General features: G+C 46.2%; 12 protein-coding genes. 9 read left to right on the plus strand and 3 right to left on the minus strand.

The annotated features are described in order from the left end of the window. The first annotated feature begins 169 nt into the window (after window positions 1-169). Window positions 170-658 (plus strand): hypothetical protein, encoded by a 489-nt coding sequence (locus tag QUA71_RS01425; RefSeq protein ID WP_333281313.1) that lies wholly within the window; start codon window positions 170-172, stop codon window positions 656-658. Between the two features lie 123 nt (window positions 659-781). Here the strand turns inward: QUA71_RS01425 and QUA71_RS01430 are convergent, their stop codons facing one another. From QUA71_RS01430 to QUA71_RS01440, 3 genes are all read right to left on the minus strand, one after another. Further along, a complete protein-coding gene (locus tag QUA71_RS01430) occupies window positions 782-1,450 on the minus strand; it encodes a 2OG-Fe dioxygenase family protein (RefSeq protein ID WP_333281314.1) in 669 nt (222 codons plus the stop codon). A gap of 188 nt (window positions 1,451-1,638) precedes the next feature. After that, window positions 1,639-2,403, minus strand: a complete 765-nt coding sequence (locus tag QUA71_RS01435; protein ID WP_333281315.1) for an aldolase/citrate lyase family protein — start codon at window positions 2,401-2,403, stop codon at window positions 1,639-1,641. Between the two features lie 89 nt (window positions 2,404-2,492). After that, window positions 2,493-3,005 (minus strand): hypothetical protein, encoded by a 513-nt coding sequence (locus QUA71_RS01440; protein ID WP_333281316.1) that lies wholly within the window; start codon window positions 3,003-3,005, stop codon window positions 2,493-2,495. Between the two features lie 161 nt (window positions 3,006-3,166). Here QUA71_RS01440 and QUA71_RS01445 point away from each other — a divergent pair, with 161 nt between their 5' ends. The 8 genes from QUA71_RS01445 (at window position 3,167) to QUA71_RS01480 (ending at window position 17,011) form a co-directional block, all read left to right on the plus strand. After that, window positions 3,167-5,275: an FAD-dependent oxidoreductase gene (locus QUA71_RS01445; RefSeq protein ID WP_333281319.1), complete on the plus strand. Its 2,109-nt coding sequence runs from the start codon at window positions 3,167-3,169 to the stop codon at window positions 5,273-5,275. Window positions 5,276-5,566: 291 nt separating this feature from the next. Then, window positions 5,567-11,383, plus strand: a complete 5,817-nt coding sequence (locus QUA71_RS01450) for a HAMP domain-containing protein (RefSeq protein ID WP_333281322.1) — start codon at window positions 5,567-5,569, stop codon at window positions 11,381-11,383. After that, the gene (locus QUA71_RS01455; RefSeq protein ID WP_333281325.1) at window positions 11,383-11,580 is read left to right on the plus strand and encodes a hypothetical protein; all 198 of its coding nucleotides are present in this window, start codon (window positions 11,383-11,385) and stop codon (window positions 11,578-11,580) included. Before QUA71_RS01450 ends, QUA71_RS01455 begins: the two co-directional genes overlap by 1 nt. Next, entirely contained in the window at window positions 11,564-12,391 is an 828-nt protein-coding gene (locus tag QUA71_RS01460) for a protein-glutamate O-methyltransferase CheR (protein WP_333281327.1), read from the plus strand. The genes QUA71_RS01455 and QUA71_RS01460 overlap by 17 nt, the downstream gene beginning before the upstream one ends. Continuing rightward, window positions 12,345-13,070 (plus strand): chemotaxis protein CheB, encoded by a 726-nt coding sequence (locus QUA71_RS01465; RefSeq protein ID WP_333281330.1) that lies wholly within the window; start codon window positions 12,345-12,347, stop codon window positions 13,068-13,070. The genes QUA71_RS01460 and QUA71_RS01465 overlap by 47 nt, the downstream gene beginning before the upstream one ends. Before the next feature lie 7 nt (window positions 13,071-13,077). Next, window positions 13,078-15,144 carry a response regulator gene (locus tag QUA71_RS01470; protein ID WP_333281333.1) on the plus strand — a complete coding sequence of 689 codons (2,067 nt, stop codon included), beginning with the start codon at window positions 13,078-13,080 and terminating at the stop codon, window positions 15,142-15,144. Between the two features lie 141 nt (window positions 15,145-15,285). Beyond that, window positions 15,286-16,113: a type I methionyl aminopeptidase gene (gene map / locus QUA71_RS01475; protein WP_333281336.1), complete on the plus strand. Its 828-nt coding sequence runs from the start codon at window positions 15,286-15,288 to the stop codon at window positions 16,111-16,113. A 205-nt stretch (window positions 16,114-16,318) separates the two neighbouring features. After that, complete coding sequence (locus QUA71_RS01480) at window positions 16,319-17,011, plus strand: response regulator transcription factor (protein ID WP_190663224.1); 693 nt, start codon at window positions 16,319-16,321, stop codon at window positions 17,009-17,011. The last annotated feature ends 298 nt before the right edge of the window (window positions 17,012-17,309 follow it).

Genomic DNA, 17,309 nt, shown 5'->3' on the forward strand with positions numbered 1-17,309 from the left:
GTCTTCACAGGAGATTTGTACGGCTTGTTATAGTTACTAGATCTATAGCCAGATATGGGGGGACTGGCGGGGGGTAAATTTGACTTTTGCAAGAACTCTAAAGAAGTTTATAGAGCACCTGCGATCGTGTAGAATCTGAAAAAATAATTTTAATGGAGTTTTGTTGCAAATGAAATTTTTGGCGATCGAAACACTAATTGTTAGTTCTATCCTTCTGTCAATCTCATCATTGTCCTCTGCTCAAAGTAATCAACAGGGCTCTACAATTCTCCCCACAGGAGCTTACTACGCTCAAGGAACAATGTTCAATAACTCCCGTAGAGAGATTGCACATCAAAACAATAGAATCTGCATCAAGATCGTCGATGGCCCTGCAAATCCCTACAAAGGAGTCGAATCTATCACAATTAGCAGCGTGTCTTTGGAAAATGGGAAATTCTATATTGATGCAACTGGCACAGAGCTAGTATTAAAAAACAATGGAAAAGCATTCTCTGGCGACATTCGCGGTACATGGGAGTATAGAGGTATCTCGCCCGATCCAAGGAGTCAACCCATACAAGCTAAAAAAATGGCAGAATGTGTAGCTGCTCAAGGACGATATGTGCAGAAGATGGAAGGAATATCCATTTCAGGAATCGATTTTCCCAAGCATTAACCACGATCGAGATGGGTGGGGGCGAAACCAAAAGGTGCTCTGTGAGATGCAGTAATCGGTAATCGAAGTAAGGTGCGGAGTACGCACCCTACTTAATTAGGTTATGCGTCCAAGACTGTATCCTCAATCGCAAAGCAAACTCGGAGAAGTCAGCACAAAGACATCCCTGGTTCCCACCCCTTCAGATTCCGGTTTAATCGGCGTAGTAAAGTGGAAAAACTCGTGGTCGTTAACTAACAGCAATTCCCCTGGCTGCAGAACTTTATTAAAAACAGGCTTCTCTTTTTTAGCCAAGTACAAATGCGTTTCCCCGCCTACAATATTAGTTCTGTCAACCGAGAAAATCCCGATAAAGTCAGTACCGTCTTGGTGAATGCCTTCCGGCGCGGGGTTGCCGAAATTGTGCGGCGAACAAGTCGTCCTGATTTGATGGATGCCGATTTCAGCTTCCGGGTGAATTTTGCAGGAATCGAAAAAAGCAAAAATCATCTGTTTGAAATTATCGAGGGCGATTAGCCGATCGTCCAATTCGGCAAATTCCCGCCTGATATCACCCACTAGCGGATTGTATGTTTTGCTTTGAAACAAATAGCCGTGAGGTAACTTAACTAACTCATCTCCGTTGACTGTAAACCGCGACAATCTTCTAGAACGATACTTACCTTTCACATACGGATCGACAGGCATATCGTCAAAAAATTCCTTGAAACCTTCTAGCTTAATCGAGTTTACTTTTTTGAAAGTAAACATGAAGGCATAATCCAACTGAATGGATTCTAATACGGTTTTCATAGATTTTACTTCCTGAAGCCTTGCTCCCCTCCCTAATTTTGCCTTGAGGAGGTGTATGCTTCTACTCTAGCGCAGGTTTTTTGTATGTGTCGTAAAAGACACTACAAAAATTGCAAAGATATCGTAAAGCTTGCAAGATGAATCCGGGGGCTTGTTCTTTTTTTAATCCAAAATCCAAAATCTAAAATCTAAAATCGATTGACCGCTTTCACCAGCGACTGACAGGCGCGCAGGAAAACGGCAACATCGACCCCAAGTGTGACGTACTGAACGCCAGCATCAATCCACTCCTGGGCGATTTCGGGGTTATCCGCAAAAGTACCCGCGGCTTTGCCTGCTTTGCGGATGGTTTGCACTGCCTCCTGCATCATGTCGATGACTCGGGGATCGCGGACTTGGCCGGGAATGCCGATCGACTGTGACAGATCGTAAGGCCCTAGAAAAATCACGTCCACCTCTGGGACAGTCACTATTTCTTCCAGGTTGTCGATGCCAGCTTTGCCTTCGACATGAATCACAACCAAGGATTCTTCGTTGAGTTTGTCGGTGATATTTGTACCTGCGGCGGTGTAAAGCCCCGCCCGCGTAGCGAAGGAAAGGCCTCGCGTGCCCAGAGGACTGTATTTAGCGCTTTTGACAGCGGTTTCGGCATCGATTTTGCTTTCAATTTGAGGTACTTGAACGCCTGCACTGCCGATGTCGAGAGCTCGTTGAATTTGCGGCCCGTCGTTTTTGCGGACGCGAATAATCGGTGCAATTCCAGTGCAGTCGGCGGCGCGACACAAATCTTCAGCAGCAAGCGGGTTCAGGGGGCCGTGTTCCATATCGATAACGGCGAAATCGAATCCAGCGTGACCGCATATTTCCATGAATGCGGGATAAGCGCAGTTCATAAATAAACCGAGGACTGTTTCCCCTTGTTTAATTTTTTGTTTGAGTTGGTTTTGACGCATAAATTTGGAGTTTTTTTACCGCCGCTGACGACCGATGAACCTAAATTGTTTTTAATAAAACAGCTAAAATATTGCTGTTACAAATTACTTTAGGTTAAGAGAATAGACAAAAACTTTGTAGCTGCTTTTGCTTCTCTTTTAAAAGGAATCAAGCACAAAAGCCAGCCAAAAATAAACATTCCTAAAATGGGTAAAAATATTGCTCCCACGGAGGGCTCGACTAACCAAGCAAATAAAGCAAACATTCCAATACTGCCAGTCGTCCACAGCCAAAGAATCAAAATTCCTATAACTATTTTATGTAAACTCATCCTAATTTTGATGGAACAACCGAACTGTTGAGTATGTATTTCTCCTTGTATAATTGGGAACAATAAATTTCGACCGATCATGATGCGATTGATTGTGAAGGTTTTGCCAGAAATCGTTCCTTCATAGGGTTTCGCAGGTGGCGGCCCAAAGGGTATAATTATTCTAACAACTTTGGGAGGAGTAACAACTTCGTCCAACCTGCGTAAAACCTCCGAAAAAGTTAAACTGGTGGTAATTGTTAAACTCTCAAAAGGAATCAATGACCTAAAAATTTTGACGATTTTGAGCATAAGGTAGAGCCGACTGTTCAATAGTTGTTGCTGGTATTAATGCCTCTTCTCTAAAAAAGTTTTCCCTGACAACACCGCGAAATACCAGTATACTGCAAAATAAACATTTAGATGGCATGAGTGTTTTTCGCGCTATGTCAAAATTAATTCCACAATCTCCGATGAAACTTCGACAGTATCTATTTTTGCTCAAAGGTCGATCGATCCTTAGCCTCACCCTCGGCATCATTTCCGCGATAGGGAGCATTTCGCCAGTATTTGCCGCACCTCCCCGCAATCCCGACACTGCTGAAACTTGCGACATTCTAGTAGCAGGCGGCGGGCTCGCAGGCGCTGCTACCGCTTACGAAGGTTTGCTGGCGGGGCGCACAGTTTGCCTTACTGAAATTACTGACTGGGTAGGCGGTCAAATTTCCTCCCAGGGAACTTCCGCACTCGATGAAAGAGAGACTCAGCGATCGCTCTTATTTTACCCCCGTGGCTACCTCGAATTGCGGGGGCGGATCGAGGAACATTACGGCCGGCTAAATCCCGGAGGCTGTTGGGTTAGCTATTCGTGTTTCATGCCCTACGACGGTCACAAAATTCTATTTAACATCTTGCAGGATGCCGCTAGAAAAGGCAAAGGCACGCTGAAATGGTTTCCCAATACGGTTATTAAAGAACTAGCAATTACTCCTGCTGTGGCCGGCAATGCGGTTGGGGGCCAACAAATTAAAAGTGCGATCGCCATTCAACACAAACCCGCCGCCAACACGCCCCCACTCAACACCGAAACTCTTTCTCAAACTATTGAAGATGCCTATCGCTACGAAAATTCGGCGCGCTTTAATAAAACTATTATTAGGTTTATTCCTAAAGCATCTCAGAACCCCCCTAACCCCAGAAGAGGGGGGAATTCCACCAGTTCCCCCCCTTTACAAGGGGGTGCTGATTGGTACGTTGTAGATGCCACTGAAACAGGGGAATTGATCGGACTTGCGGATGTTCCTTACCGCCTCGGAATTGACCCGCGTTCCCCTCTCGAACCTTCCTCCCCCAGCCCAACCGGCGACGCTTACTGCACTCAAGGTTTTACCTACACCTTTGCGATGCAAGCAACGAAGGAACCGCAGCAGCATCAAGTGCCGTCTTTTTATCAACAATACGCTCCTTACTACAGCTACGAATTGCAGAGATTGGCGAGCTTTCCCTTAGTTTTCACCTACCGCCAAATCAGGAGCATGAGACCGGATGAAAAGCGACCTTCAGACCCGAAGCAATTCCCGATTTATCCGGGGGATATTTCGATGCAAAACTGGACTTGGGGCAATGACTATCGTCCCGGTTCTGCCCAGGATAATTTAATTTATTCTCGCGAGCAGTTGGAAGCAGCAGGTCAACTGCAACCGGGGGGATGGATGGGCGGTTTGCGAACGGAAACTTTGCGAAAAGGAGAGGAAAATGCCAAAGGATTTTTCTACTGGCTGGTAACAGGAACTACTGACTCGCAGCTAGGAGAGGGATTCAAAAAGCCTAATCCAAACAATCGTTTTTTGAGCGGGTTGGATTCGCCGATGGGGACGGTACACGGACTTTCTAAATATCCTTATATGCGGGAGGGCCGGCGCATTATTGGGCGGCCGAGTTTCAATCAGCCTCAAGGTTTTACGGTGTGGGAAGTTGATATGTCTCGCACTGACTTTACGGCTGATTTTTACCGCCAGAATTTGTCGGAGGAAGAGTATCGCAATTTGTGGTTGGCTGTGGGTGGTTTGAATGCGCCGGCTTTGGCTGTGGGAAGTCAATCTGTTGAGGATACAAAATCGCGATCGCGCGCTACGATTTATCCTGATTCTGTGGGTATCGGTCATTATGCGATCGACTTTCACCCCTGCATGACCAACAGTCCGCCGGAAGCACCGGGAAATACCGAACGCGAAGGCACTCGCAAAGCTCAAGGGCAAGCTTATCCGTTCCAAATTCCGCTGCGGGCAATGATTCCTCAGAAAATTGACAATATGTTAGTGGCAGGTAAAAGTATTGCTGTTAGCCACACAGCGGCGGCTGCTTATCGAGTGCATTCTTTTGAATGGTCTGCCGGTGGGGCGGCGGGAGTTACGGCTGCTTTTTCCTTGGAAAAAGGGATTCTACCTTATGAATTAGTGGACGAATTGCCGTCCCGCGAGCCGAATTTGGAAGTGTTGCAGTTGCGGTTGCAACAAAATGCCAATCCGATCGCCTTTCCGGGTACTTCTATTTTCAATAGTTCGTGGCAAAATTGGAAATAATCGCAGTTGGTAATCTGTAGCGCTGGCATCCTGCCCGCCCTACAATAAAATTCACTCTTTGTAGAACAGGGTGGAACAGGCTTTCGGGCTTGTTCCTGACACCCGACAATTAACTGGTTACCAAGAAGAGCCTGCGAACCAGTATAAAATAATCAATAACAAAATAGCTGATAAACAGCAATTTGTCATCCATCTTTCGACAGAAGCAATCAGACACTGCTTTAGTTGGATAATATCAATAATCTCAAAAATATTCCCCCTTCCCCTTCAAACTCGTCAAAGGTAACGGTCATGTCAACTGCACAGATAACCAGCCCCAATTCCAATAATTATGCCAAACAGTTACTTAGAACCTTAGTGGCAGTCAAAAAAGGGGACTTTTCAGTTCGGATGCCCATAGACCAGACCGGTCTAGCGGGGAAAATTGCTGACGAACTTAACGACATTATCGATCTCAATGAGAGAATGGCGGCCGAACTCGAGCGGATCGGCACAGTTGTCGGTAAAGAAGGCAAAATCGCCCAGCGGGCAACCATTGGCAGCGCCGAGGGGTCATGGGCAGCTAGCGTAAACTCTGTCAATACCCTAATTACAGATTTAGTGCAACCAACCTCTGAAACCGCCAGAGTAATTCGGGCCGTAGCAAAAGGAGATTTATCGCAAACTATCGCCTTAGAAATAGAAGACAGACCCCTCAAAGGAGAATTCCTCCAAACAGCGCAAATTGTCAACACAATGGTAGACCAATTGAGCTCCTTTGCGTCGGAAGTAACGCGGGTGGCTAGGGAAGTGGGAACCGAAGGGAAATTAGGGGTGCAAGCAGAAGTTAAAGGAGTTGCTGGAACTTGGAAAGATTTAACGGATTCAGTTAACTCGATGGCGGGGAATTTAACAGCACAAGTGCGTAACATTGCCGAAGTGACAACGGCAGTGGCAAATGGCGACTTGTCGAAGAAAATTACAGTAGATGTAAAAGGTGAAATTCTCGAACTGAAAAACACGATTAACATCATGGTGGATCAGTTGAGTTCCTTCGCATCAGAAGTAACGCGGGTGGCGAGAGAAGTGGGAACGGAAGGTAAATTAGGCGTGCAAGCTGAAGTGCGGGGAGTTGCAGGAACCTGGAAAGATTTAACGGATTCAGTTAACTCGATGGCCGGCAATCTCACCGCACAAGTACGGAACATTGCCGACGTGACGACTGCTGTGGCAAATGGTGACTTATCTAAAAAAATTACTGTAGATGTTAAAGGTGAAATTCTGGAGTTAAAAAACACTATTAACATCATGGTGGATCAGTTAAATTCCTTCGCATCTGAAGTAACGCGGGTGGCGAGAGAAGTAGGTTCCGAAGGCAAACTCGGCGGTCAAGCAGAAGTTAAAGGAGTTGCAGGAACTTGGAAGGATTTAACGGATAGCGTTAACTTCATGGCAGGCAGTTTGACAGCACAAGTGCGGAACATCGCTGAAGTGACAACCGCTGTGGCAAAGGGCGATTTATCTAAGAAAATTACCGTAGATGTTAAAGGGGAAATTCTCGAACTCAAAAATACCGTCAACACGATGGTTGACCAGTTAAATTCCTTCGCATCTGAAGTAACCAGGGTTGCTAGGGAAGTGGGAAATGAAGGAAAATTAGGCGTACAAGCTGAAGTGCAGGAAGTAGCAGGAACCTGGAAAGATTTAACGGATTCAGTTAACTCAATGGCCGGAAACTTAACAGCGCAAGTCCGCAACATTGCTGAGGTGACGACGGCTGTTGCTAACGGTGACTTATCTAAAAAAATTACGGTACAGGTTAAAGGAGAAATTTTAGAACTGAAAAACACCATTAACGTGATGGTGGATCAGCTTAATTCCTTCGCATCTGAAGTAACGCGGGTGGCGAGAGAAGTGGGTTCCGAAGGTAAACTCGGCGGTCAAGCGGATGTCCGAGGCGTAGCAGGAACTTGGAAGGATTTAACGGATTCAGTTAATTTTATGGCGGGTAGTTTGACAGAGCAAGTACGGAATATTGCGGCTGTTACGACTGCTGTGGCAAATGGCGACTTATCTAAGAAAATTACCGTCGATGTTAAAGGTGAAATTCTTGAACTGAAGAACACCGTCAACACGATGGTGGATCAGTTAAATTCCTTTGCTTCGGAAGTAACCAGGGTTGCTAGGGAAGTGGGAACCGAAGGGAAATTAGGGGTGCAAGCAGAAGTTAAAGGAGTTGCTGGAACCTGGAAAGATTTAACGGATTCAGTTAACTCGATGGCGGGGAATTTAACAGCACAAGTGCGTAACATTGCCGAAGTGACAACCGCTGTAGCAAATGGCGACTTGTCGAAGAAAATTACAGTAGATGTAAAAGGTGAAATTCTCGAACTGAAAAACACGATTAACATCATGGTGGATCAGTTGAGTTCCTTCGCATCAGAAGTAACGCGGGTGGCGAGAGAAGTGGGAACGGAAGGTAAATTAGGCGTGCAAGCTTACGTGCGGGGTGTAGGGGGAACTTGGAAAGATTTAACCGATAACGTAAACTTGATGGCGGGGAATTTGACCGCGCAGGTGCGGAATATTGCGGAAGTGACGAAAGCGGTGGCAAATGGCGATTTGTCTAAGAAAATCACCGTAGATGTTAAAGGCGAAATTCTGGAGTTGAAAGACACTATTAACGTGATGGTGGATCAGCTTAATTCCTTCGCTTCTGAGGTGACGCGGGTGGCGCGGGAGGTAGGAACCGAGGGTAAATTGGGCGGTCAAGCTGAGGTGAAAGGAGTTGCGGGAACTTGGAAAGATTTAACCGACAACGTAAACTCGATGGCGGGGAATTTGACAGCGCAAGTGCGGGGTATTGCTAAGGTTGTGACGGCGGTGGCGAATGGCGATTTGAAGCGCAAATTAATGCTGGAAGCTAAGGGAGAAATTGCGACTCTGGCAGATACGATTAACGAGATGATTGATACGCTGGCGACGTTTGCCGATCAAGTTACTACCGTGGCGCGGGAGGTGGGAATTGAAGGGAAATTGGGCGGCCAGGCGAAGGTTCCGGGCGCGGCGGGGACGTGGCGAGATTTGACGGATAATGTGAATGAATTGGCGGCGAATTTGACTACTCAGTTGCGGGCGATCGCCGAAGTGGCAATTGCTGTTACCAGAGGCGATTTAACGAGGTCAATTTCCGTCGCCACGGAAGGAGAAGTTGCGATCGTTAAGGACAACATTAACCAGATGATCGCGAATCTCCGGGAGACTACGCAGAAAAATACTGAGCAAGATTGGCTGAAAACAAACCTTGCTAAGTTCACTCGAATGCTACAAGGTCAGCGGGATTTAGAAACTGTTTCTAAACTAATTCTCTCAGAATTGACGCCGCTGGTGTCTGCTCAGCATGGCGTCTTCTTTATGATGGAAGCTGTCGAACACGATCCGTTTCTCAAACTGTTAAGTACCTACGCATACCGCGAACGGAAGCATCTGGGCAATAGATTTAATTTAGGCGAAGGTTTGGTAGGACAGTGCGCCCTGGAAAAGGAACGCATACTGTTGACAGAAGTGCCAGAAAACTACGTTAAAATTTGCTCGGGACTGGGAGAATCTACGCCGCTCAATGTGGTGGTTTTACCCGTATTATTTGAGGGACAAGTGACGGCAGTAATCGAGTTAGCTTCGTTCCGCCGCTTCAGCGAAATACACTTGACATTCCTCGACCAACTTACAGAAAGTATCGCCATTGTCTTAAATACAATTGCGGCGAGTATGCGGACGGAAGAGTTGCTGAAACAGTCACAGTCTTTGGCAGAAGAGTTACAAACTCAGCAAAAAGAACTAACGGAAACTAACAAGCGTCTCGAACAACAAGCGCAGTCACTCCGCGCATCTGAGGAACTGTTGAAGAGTCAGCAGGAAGAGTTGCAACAAACGAATGAAGAACTAGAAGAACAAGCTGAATTGCTAGCGCTGCAAAATAAGGAAGTTGAGCGGAAAAACCGAGATATCGAACAGGCGAGGGGGTTGTTGGAAGAAAGAGCCGAACAGTTGGCTCTAACTTCTAAGTATAAGTCGGAGTTTCTGGCAAATATGTCTCACGAGTTGCGAACTCCGCTAAATTCGCTGTTGATTCTGGCTCGATTGCTTTCTGACAATACGGAAGGCAATTTGACTCAGAAGCAAGTTGAATACACGCGCACAATTTACTCGGCGGGAAATGATTTGCTGGGGCTGATTAATGACATCTTGGATCTCGCTAAGATTGAATCAGGCACGATGTCGGTGGAAATTGAGCAAGTGTTGTTTACGGACTTGCGAGATCATTTGGATCGGACTTTCCGCCAAATCGCGCAGGATAAGAAGTTGAGTTTTAAAATAGAGCTTGAGGCTGGGTTGCCAAAAGGTCTCTATACTGATGCTAAACGGCTGCAACAAGTTTTGAAGAATCTCCTCTCTAATGCGTTTAAGTTTACAGAGCGAGGTGAGGTGAAATTGCGTGCCGAAGTAGCGCGGGAAGGGTGGAGTTTAGAGATAGAAAGTTTAAGGAGTTCCCCTACTGTTTTGGCTTTCTCAGTTAGCGATACCGGGATTGGGATTTCTGCTGAAAAACACAGGGTTATTTTTGAGGCTTTCCAACAAGCAGATGGTAGCACTAGCCGCAAATACGGGGGCACGGGTTTGGGTTTGTCAATTAGTAGAGAAATCGCTAATTTGCTAGGCGGAGAAATTAAATTGACAAGTAGCCCTGGTGAGGGTAGTAGGTTCACGCTTTATCTGCCACAAACTTACCAAGAATCGCGAATAATAATCACTGATACGGGATCGGGAACGGGCAAGCAAACGCCTCAATTACCCTCTGCTAATTCTCCCGCACTTCCTTTGCCGAATTTCCACTTGCCGATCGCGCCTTACCCCTCACCTTTAATCTCTGATGATCGAGAAAATATTGAGAGTGACGATCGCGTGCTTTTGATTATTGAAGATGATGTAAACTTCGCTCGGATTCTGTTGGATATGGCGCAGGAACAGGGTTTTAAAGGTTTGGTGGCTTTGCGGAGCGATATCGGTTTGGCGATGGCGCGAGAGTTCAAGCCAACTGCGATTATGCTGGATCTAAATTTGCCTGTGATGGATGGCTGGACAGTGCTCGATCGCTTGAAGCACGACCCAACTACGCGCCACATTCCGGTTCACATTGTATCAGTTGAAGAAGGGCGGCAGCGCAGTTTGCAGTTAGGGGCGATCGCCTACTTACAAAAGCCTGTCAGTCGCGAAGCTTTGAGCAAAGCTTTGACTGATATTAAGGGGTTTGTGGAGCGGCCAGTGAAGAATTTGCTAGTCGTGGAAGACGACGAAACGCAGCGTCTGGGCATTGTGGATTTAATCGGCAATCACGATGTTTCTACAACGGCTGTGGGAAGTGGTGCAGAGGCGCTAGCAATTTTGAAATCGGGGCATTTTGACTGCGTTGTACTCGATTTGGGACTACCAGATATGACTGGTTTTGAACTGATCGATCAGATCAAGCAAGAGGCTACTTTGAAAAGTCTGCCGATTATTATTTATACAGGCAAAGAGTTGACAAGATCCGAAGAAACTCAACTCAAGCGCATGGCGGAAACAATCATTGTTAAAGATGTGCGCTCGCCGGAACGTTTGTTAGATGAAACAGCTTTGTTTTTGCACCGAGTCCAAGCAAATTTGCCGGAACCAAAGCGCCAAATGCTAGAGCAACTGTATCAAACAGATTCGACGCTCGCGGGCAAAACAGTCTTGATTGTTGACGACGATATGCGGAATATTTTCGCCCTCACGAGTATGCTGGAGCGCCATAAAATGAAGATTGAGTATGCTGAGAATGGGAGAGAGGGCATTGCTAAATTGCAAAATACGCCTGACATAAATATTGTGTTGATGGACGTGATGATGCCAGAGATGGACGGTTACGAAACAATGGAAGCAATTCGTAATATGCCTCAATTTGCTTCGTTGCCCATGATTGCTCTTACTGCGAAAGCTATGAAGGGCGATCGGGAAAAATGTATCGAAGCTGGTGCGTCTGACTACATTACCAAACCTGTTGATACGGAACAGTTGCTCTCGCTGCTGCGTGTCTGGCTTTATCGCTAATGGAAGTCAGTTGTCAGTTGGCAGTTGACTGTTGGCAGTTGTTAGTTATTAGTTGTCAACAGTCAACAGTCAGCAGTCAACAGTCAACAGTCAACAGTCAGCAGTCAACAGTCAACAGTCAACAGTCAACAGTCAACAGTCAACAGTCAACAATGCCCCCTAACCAATTAGTAATTAAAAATGCCCGAAAGCCATGAACTTGAAACAATCGAAATTCAACTCCTACTAGAGGGAATGTTTCGCTATTACGGATTTGATTTTCGCAATTATGCTCTTGCCTCTCTCAAGCGCCGTATTTGGAACACTATTCGCTCGGAACGGCTCACCACTGTCTCGGCACTTCAGGAAAAGGTACTTCACAATCCTGCTTACCTAGACCGTTTACTGCTGGACATTTCTGTCAATGTAACGGCGATGTTTCGCGATCCCAGCTTTTACATTAGTTTCAGAAATAAAGTGGTGCCGCTACTGCGTACTTATCCTTTTATTCGGATTTGGCACGCTGGATGTTCAACGGGAGAAGAAGTCTATTCTATGGCAATCTTGCTGCAAGAAGAAGGACTGTATGACCGTTGTCGGATTTACGCTACGGACATGAATGAATTAGTTTTGAAAACAGCCAAAACAGGGATATACCCGCTGAAACAAATGAAAGAATATACGCAACTCTACCACCAAGCGGGGGGCAATAAAGCGTTTTCTGAGTATTACACTGCTGCCTATGAAAATGCGATTTTTCGGTCTTCACTGAAAGATAATATTGTCTTTGCTCACCACAACCTAGCAACGGATAATTCTTTTAATGAGTTTAATGTTATTTTATGCCGTAATGTGATGATTTATTTTAACTCACACCTCCAAGAGCGGGTACACAAGCTTTTTTATGAGAGCCTAACAATGTTTGGAGTTTTGGGACTAGGACATCAGGAGTCTCTGACTTTTACACCTTATGAAAAATACTATGAACCAATTGAAAGTAGTGAGAAAATCTACCGAAGAGTTAAATAAAAAAAATTTTGAAATAGTGGTTGTTGGCACGTCTTTGGGAGGGCTAGAGGCTCTGACTGTGCTGCTGGCAAATTTGCCACAAAGCTTTCCTTTGCCTGTAGTTATTGTCCAACACCGCCATAAGAGTTCTCAGAATAGGCTGACTTATTTTTTACAAAAGCAAAGCTCTCTCCAAATCACAGAGGCGCAAGACAAAGAGGAGATCGTACCTGGACGGGTTTACTTGGCTCCTGCTGACTATCACTTGCTAATAGAATCGCCCTCTGACGAGGAGTTTAGCCTGTATGAAAACGACTTTACAGAAGGGGGGAGCGTGGCAGTGGAGCCAATCCACAATTCAAAATCCCCAATCCCCAATCGCGGAACTCCTAAATTTGCACTATCAACTGAGGCTCCTGTCTGCTACGCGCGGCCCTCAATCGATGTGCTGTTTGAGTCTGCTGCGGATGCCTTTGGGGAGAAAGTTATCGGCATAATTTTAACGGGAGCTAATTCGGATGGCACTAAAGGGCTGGCAAAAATTAAAGCTGAGGGAGGATTGACATTTGTGGAGGAACCGGCTTCAGCTCTATGCCCGGCCATGCCAGCGTCGGCGATCGCAAATGTTGAAGTAGACTGGATTTTACCCCTCTCTAAAATCGCTCCCTGTTTAGTCAATTTGCTAAGAATTAAAGATTAAAAAAATTATGACTCTGCAGCCCCCCGATCGAGTAAATGTCCTTTTAGTTGACGATCGCCCAGAAAATTTGATAGCTCTAGAAGCTATTCTCAACAGCCCGTCTTATCATTTAGTACAAGCTAATTCGGGCGCGGAGGCTCTGAGATGTCTGCTTAATGAAGATTTTGCGGTAATTTTGCTTGATGTGCAGATGCCGGGAATGGATGGATTTGAGACAGCAACATTGATTCGCTCTAGAGATCGATCGCGAGCGACTCCGATTATTTTTATCACAGCATTCAGCAGTAATGACACCCACGTGTTTAAAGGTTATTCTCTGGGTGCGGTGGATTACCTGTTCAAACCTTTAGAACCGGAAATATTGACCTCCAAGGTGCAGGTATTTGTGGAATTGTTCCAAAAAACAGTCGAGGTGAAGCAGCAAGCAACACAGTTAGCTGCGGTTAATAGTGAACTAAGGAAAAGTGAAGAGCGGTTTCGCACTTTGTGTGCTTGTTCACCACTGGGAATTTACTTAGCTGACGTTGAAGGCCGCTGTACTTACATCAACCCGCGTTGTCAAGCGATTTGCGGGTTAACTTTGGAGGAAAGTTTGGCAGAGGTTTGGCAGCGGGAAGTTCATCCAGAAGATCGCGATCGCGTAGTAGCAGATTGGTTAGCTTGGATTAAAGAAAGCCAGGAATATTCTAACGAGTTTCGATTAGCTGGTAGCGAAACTGTGCGGTGGATTCACGTGCAGTCGTCGCCAATGTTTTCGGATTTTGGACAACTGATCGGTCACGTGGGCACGGTTAGAGATGTCACAGACCGCAAGCAAGCAGAGGAAGAACGCGGCAGACTAATCCGCGAACAAGTGGCGCGGCAAGAAGCGGAGAGAGCTAACCAGATGAAGGATGAATTTCTAGCTATTCTTTCTCACGAACTCCGTACTCCTTTAAATGCAATTCTCGGCTGGTCTAGGCTGCTTCGCTGCAAAACATTTGACCAAGAAACTATTGATAAAGCCCTAGAAACAATTGAGCGCAATGCTAAATCTCAAGCTCAACTCATCGAAGATATTTTAGATGTTTCGCGGATTCTGCGGGGAAAAATAAATTTAAATATGCATCCGATTCGGTTGGAATCTGTGATCAAGTTGGCAATAGATTCATTGCAGCCGCTGACTGAGGAAAAATCAATAGTCCTAGAATTAACGTGCAGTCCAAATGTAGGTGAAGTGACCGGCGATTTCGATCGCTTGCAGCAAATTGTGTGGAATTTGCTGTCAAATGCGATTAAGTTTACTCCGCAAGAGGGTAAAGTAGAAGTGCGGTTAGAGTCAGTTGGAGATGAGGCTCAAATTCAGATAATTGATAGCGGCATTGGTATCGCTCCTGATTTTTTGCCTTATGTTTTCGATCGCTTCCGCCAAGCTGATAGCAGCACAACTAGGTCTTACGGGGGTTTGGGACTGGGATTGGCGATCGTCCGTCACTTGGTGGAACTGCACGGCGGTAAGGTGGATGCAGAAAATAATCCGGGCGAGGGTGCGAAATTTACGGTGGTTCTACCTATTGCTCAGAGGAAGACCCGAGGTGCAGAGGATGATTGGTCGCAGCTCAATGAGGCGACAGAGACTCTCCCCACTCTGGCTAATTTGCAATTGCTGGTGGTGGATGATGACGATGACACGCGGGAGTTTTTGATTGCTTTACTCGAGGACGAAGGAGCTATGGTGCGATCGGCGGCATCGGTGGCCGGGGCTCTAGATGCACTGGAGAGTTATTGGCCGGATCTGCTGCTGAGCGACATTGGAATGCCGGAAGCAGACGGTTATGAGTTGATCGCCCGGGTGAGAGAAATGGAAAGGCTCAGGGGTGGAAAGATGCCTGCGATCGCCCTGACGGCCTACGCCAGAGAGGAAGAGCGCCAGCAAGCGCTGGAAGCTGGTTTCCAGATGCACTTATCTAAACCAGTTGAGCTAACTAAGTTAATTGCCGCAATTGCTAACCTCACAGGAAGGCTCGGAAATCCCGAGCAGACGGACTCGGCGGTTTCAACCGCTTTGTTGACCCCCCAATCCCGTGCCGATTAGTGAGAAAAATATTAAGCTAGCTTAAAGGACAAGCGATCGACAGTTCGGAACAAGACATTCGTTTTTCCACAAAAAACTGGATATTTGCCGTTTTTTTGCTTCAACCTGCCGTCAAAGTACAAAATTACCCGCCATCAATACATGAATATTTTTAGCAGTCTGCTTTCTGGTCCAACTCCAGCACCCCAAGTCAAAAAACAGCGTCGAGGCATTGAAATTAAGTCGGAACGCGAAATCGAAATTATGCGACAGGCAGGGAAAATCGTTGCAACGGTACTCAAAGAAATTTCCCTAATGGTAAAACCGGGAATGACTACGGCTGATTTGGATGCTTATGCCGAAAAACGCATCCGCGAAATGGGTGCAACTCCCAGTTTTAAAGGCTATCACGGTTTCACGGGATCGATTTGCTCTAGCATTAATAACGAAGTTGTTCACGGCATCCCCAGCGCCAAAAAAGTAATTCGGGCAGGAGATGTTCTCAAGGTAGATACTGGGGCATATTATCAAGGTTTTCACGGCGATTCTTGCATTACGATCGCAGTTGTGGAAGTGACTCCCGAATCGGCAAAATTAATCCGAGTCGCAGAAGAAGCTCTCTACAAAGGCATCGAACAAGTGAAGGCGGGAGCCTATTTGCTCGATCTGGCTGGTGCGATCGAAGATCATGTCAAAAGCAACGGTTTTAGCGTCGTTGAGGAGTTTACCGGCCACGGTGTCGGGCGAAATTTGCACGAGGAACCCTCGGTTTTCAATTTCCGCACGCGGGAAATGCCGAACGTGAAATTGCGAGCGGGCATGACATTGGCGATCGAACCAATTCTGAATGCCGGTTCTAAGTACACTCGGACGCTTTCTGACAAGTGGACTGCTGTAACCGTTGACAATGCTATGTCGGCTCAGTTTGAGCATACTGTGTTGGTGACAGAAACTGGTTATGAAATTTTGACCGATCGTTCAAAAGTTTAAGTGGAAGGGTTCAACAATAATTTTGAGTTTTGAGTTTCGAGTTTTGAATTAAAGATTTAATCAGTTTTTAATCGTTAGATCAAAACCTAACTCAAAGCTCTTGAGTTGAACAACAATTTTTTTAGTTCCTTCGATGGATGGAGTGACAACAAGACTTAAATGCGGCTAAATTAAAAAATAGTGGTAAAGCGTAAGGGTAACAACTATGTCAGCACGATTATTATTGGTTGATGATGAACCGGGCTTGCGGGAAGCAGTACAAGCTTATTTGGAAGATAGCGATTTCGCGGTTGAGGTGGCCAGTAATGCTCGGGATGGGTGGGAACTCTTGCAGCAGACTAATCCGGATTTGGTGATTTCAGACATTATGATGCCCCAGGTGGACGGTTATCAGTTTCTCAAGCAAGTGCGGGAAGATCCTCGCTATAAGGCTTTGCCGGTGGTGTTTTTGACGGCTAAGGGGATGACGAGCGATCGCATTCAAGGCTATCAAGCAGGCTGCGATGCTTATCTTTCTAAACCCTTCGATCCCGACGAGTTAGTAGCAATAGTAACCAATTTGCTGGCCCGCCGCGCGGCTGCTAAGGAGACGAGCGAAAATGCTGAAAGTCCAGATATTGCTGCTTTGACAAGCCAAATGGCGAGAATTGAGTCTTTGCTGAGTGGGCGGAGTTCGATCGCCCAAAGTCCTTCGCCGATTAAAATTGATTTGACTCCGCGAGAACAAAGTGTTTTGGATTTGGTTGCTCAAGGTTTGATGAATAAGGAAATTGCCCGCCGCTTGGAAACTAGCGTCCGCAATGTGGAAAAGTACGTCAGCCGTTTGTTTAGCAAGACGGGTACTAACAGCCGTACTGAGTTGGTTCGCTTCGCTCTCGAACACGGCTTAACGAAATAGGAGCCCTCTCGACTTGGCTGGAGGCTCTGCCTCGCCGAGCTGCGTTACCAGGCTCTTCCTGGTAACGAGAATTATGAAAAAACTTAGAAATGTTAAGATATAAGTATTGACAGATATCCGGTGGCTGTGGTATATCACATCAGCTTGCTGGTGGCAGCGCGGGAGTGCGAAAACTGGTGTGCGATCGAACTTCTCACCCACTTTGCTTTGAGTCTGAGATGAACATTGGCAAAGCCTGGGGAATTACTTAACGGGAAAACCTGACTGTTTAAGAGTTTTCACGTAGTAAATAGAAATG

This window comes from Microcoleus sp. MON1_C5 (genome assembly GCF_036701875.1).
Taxonomy (GTDB): domain Bacteria; phylum Cyanobacteriota; class Cyanobacteriia; order Cyanobacteriales; family Microcoleaceae; genus Microcoleus.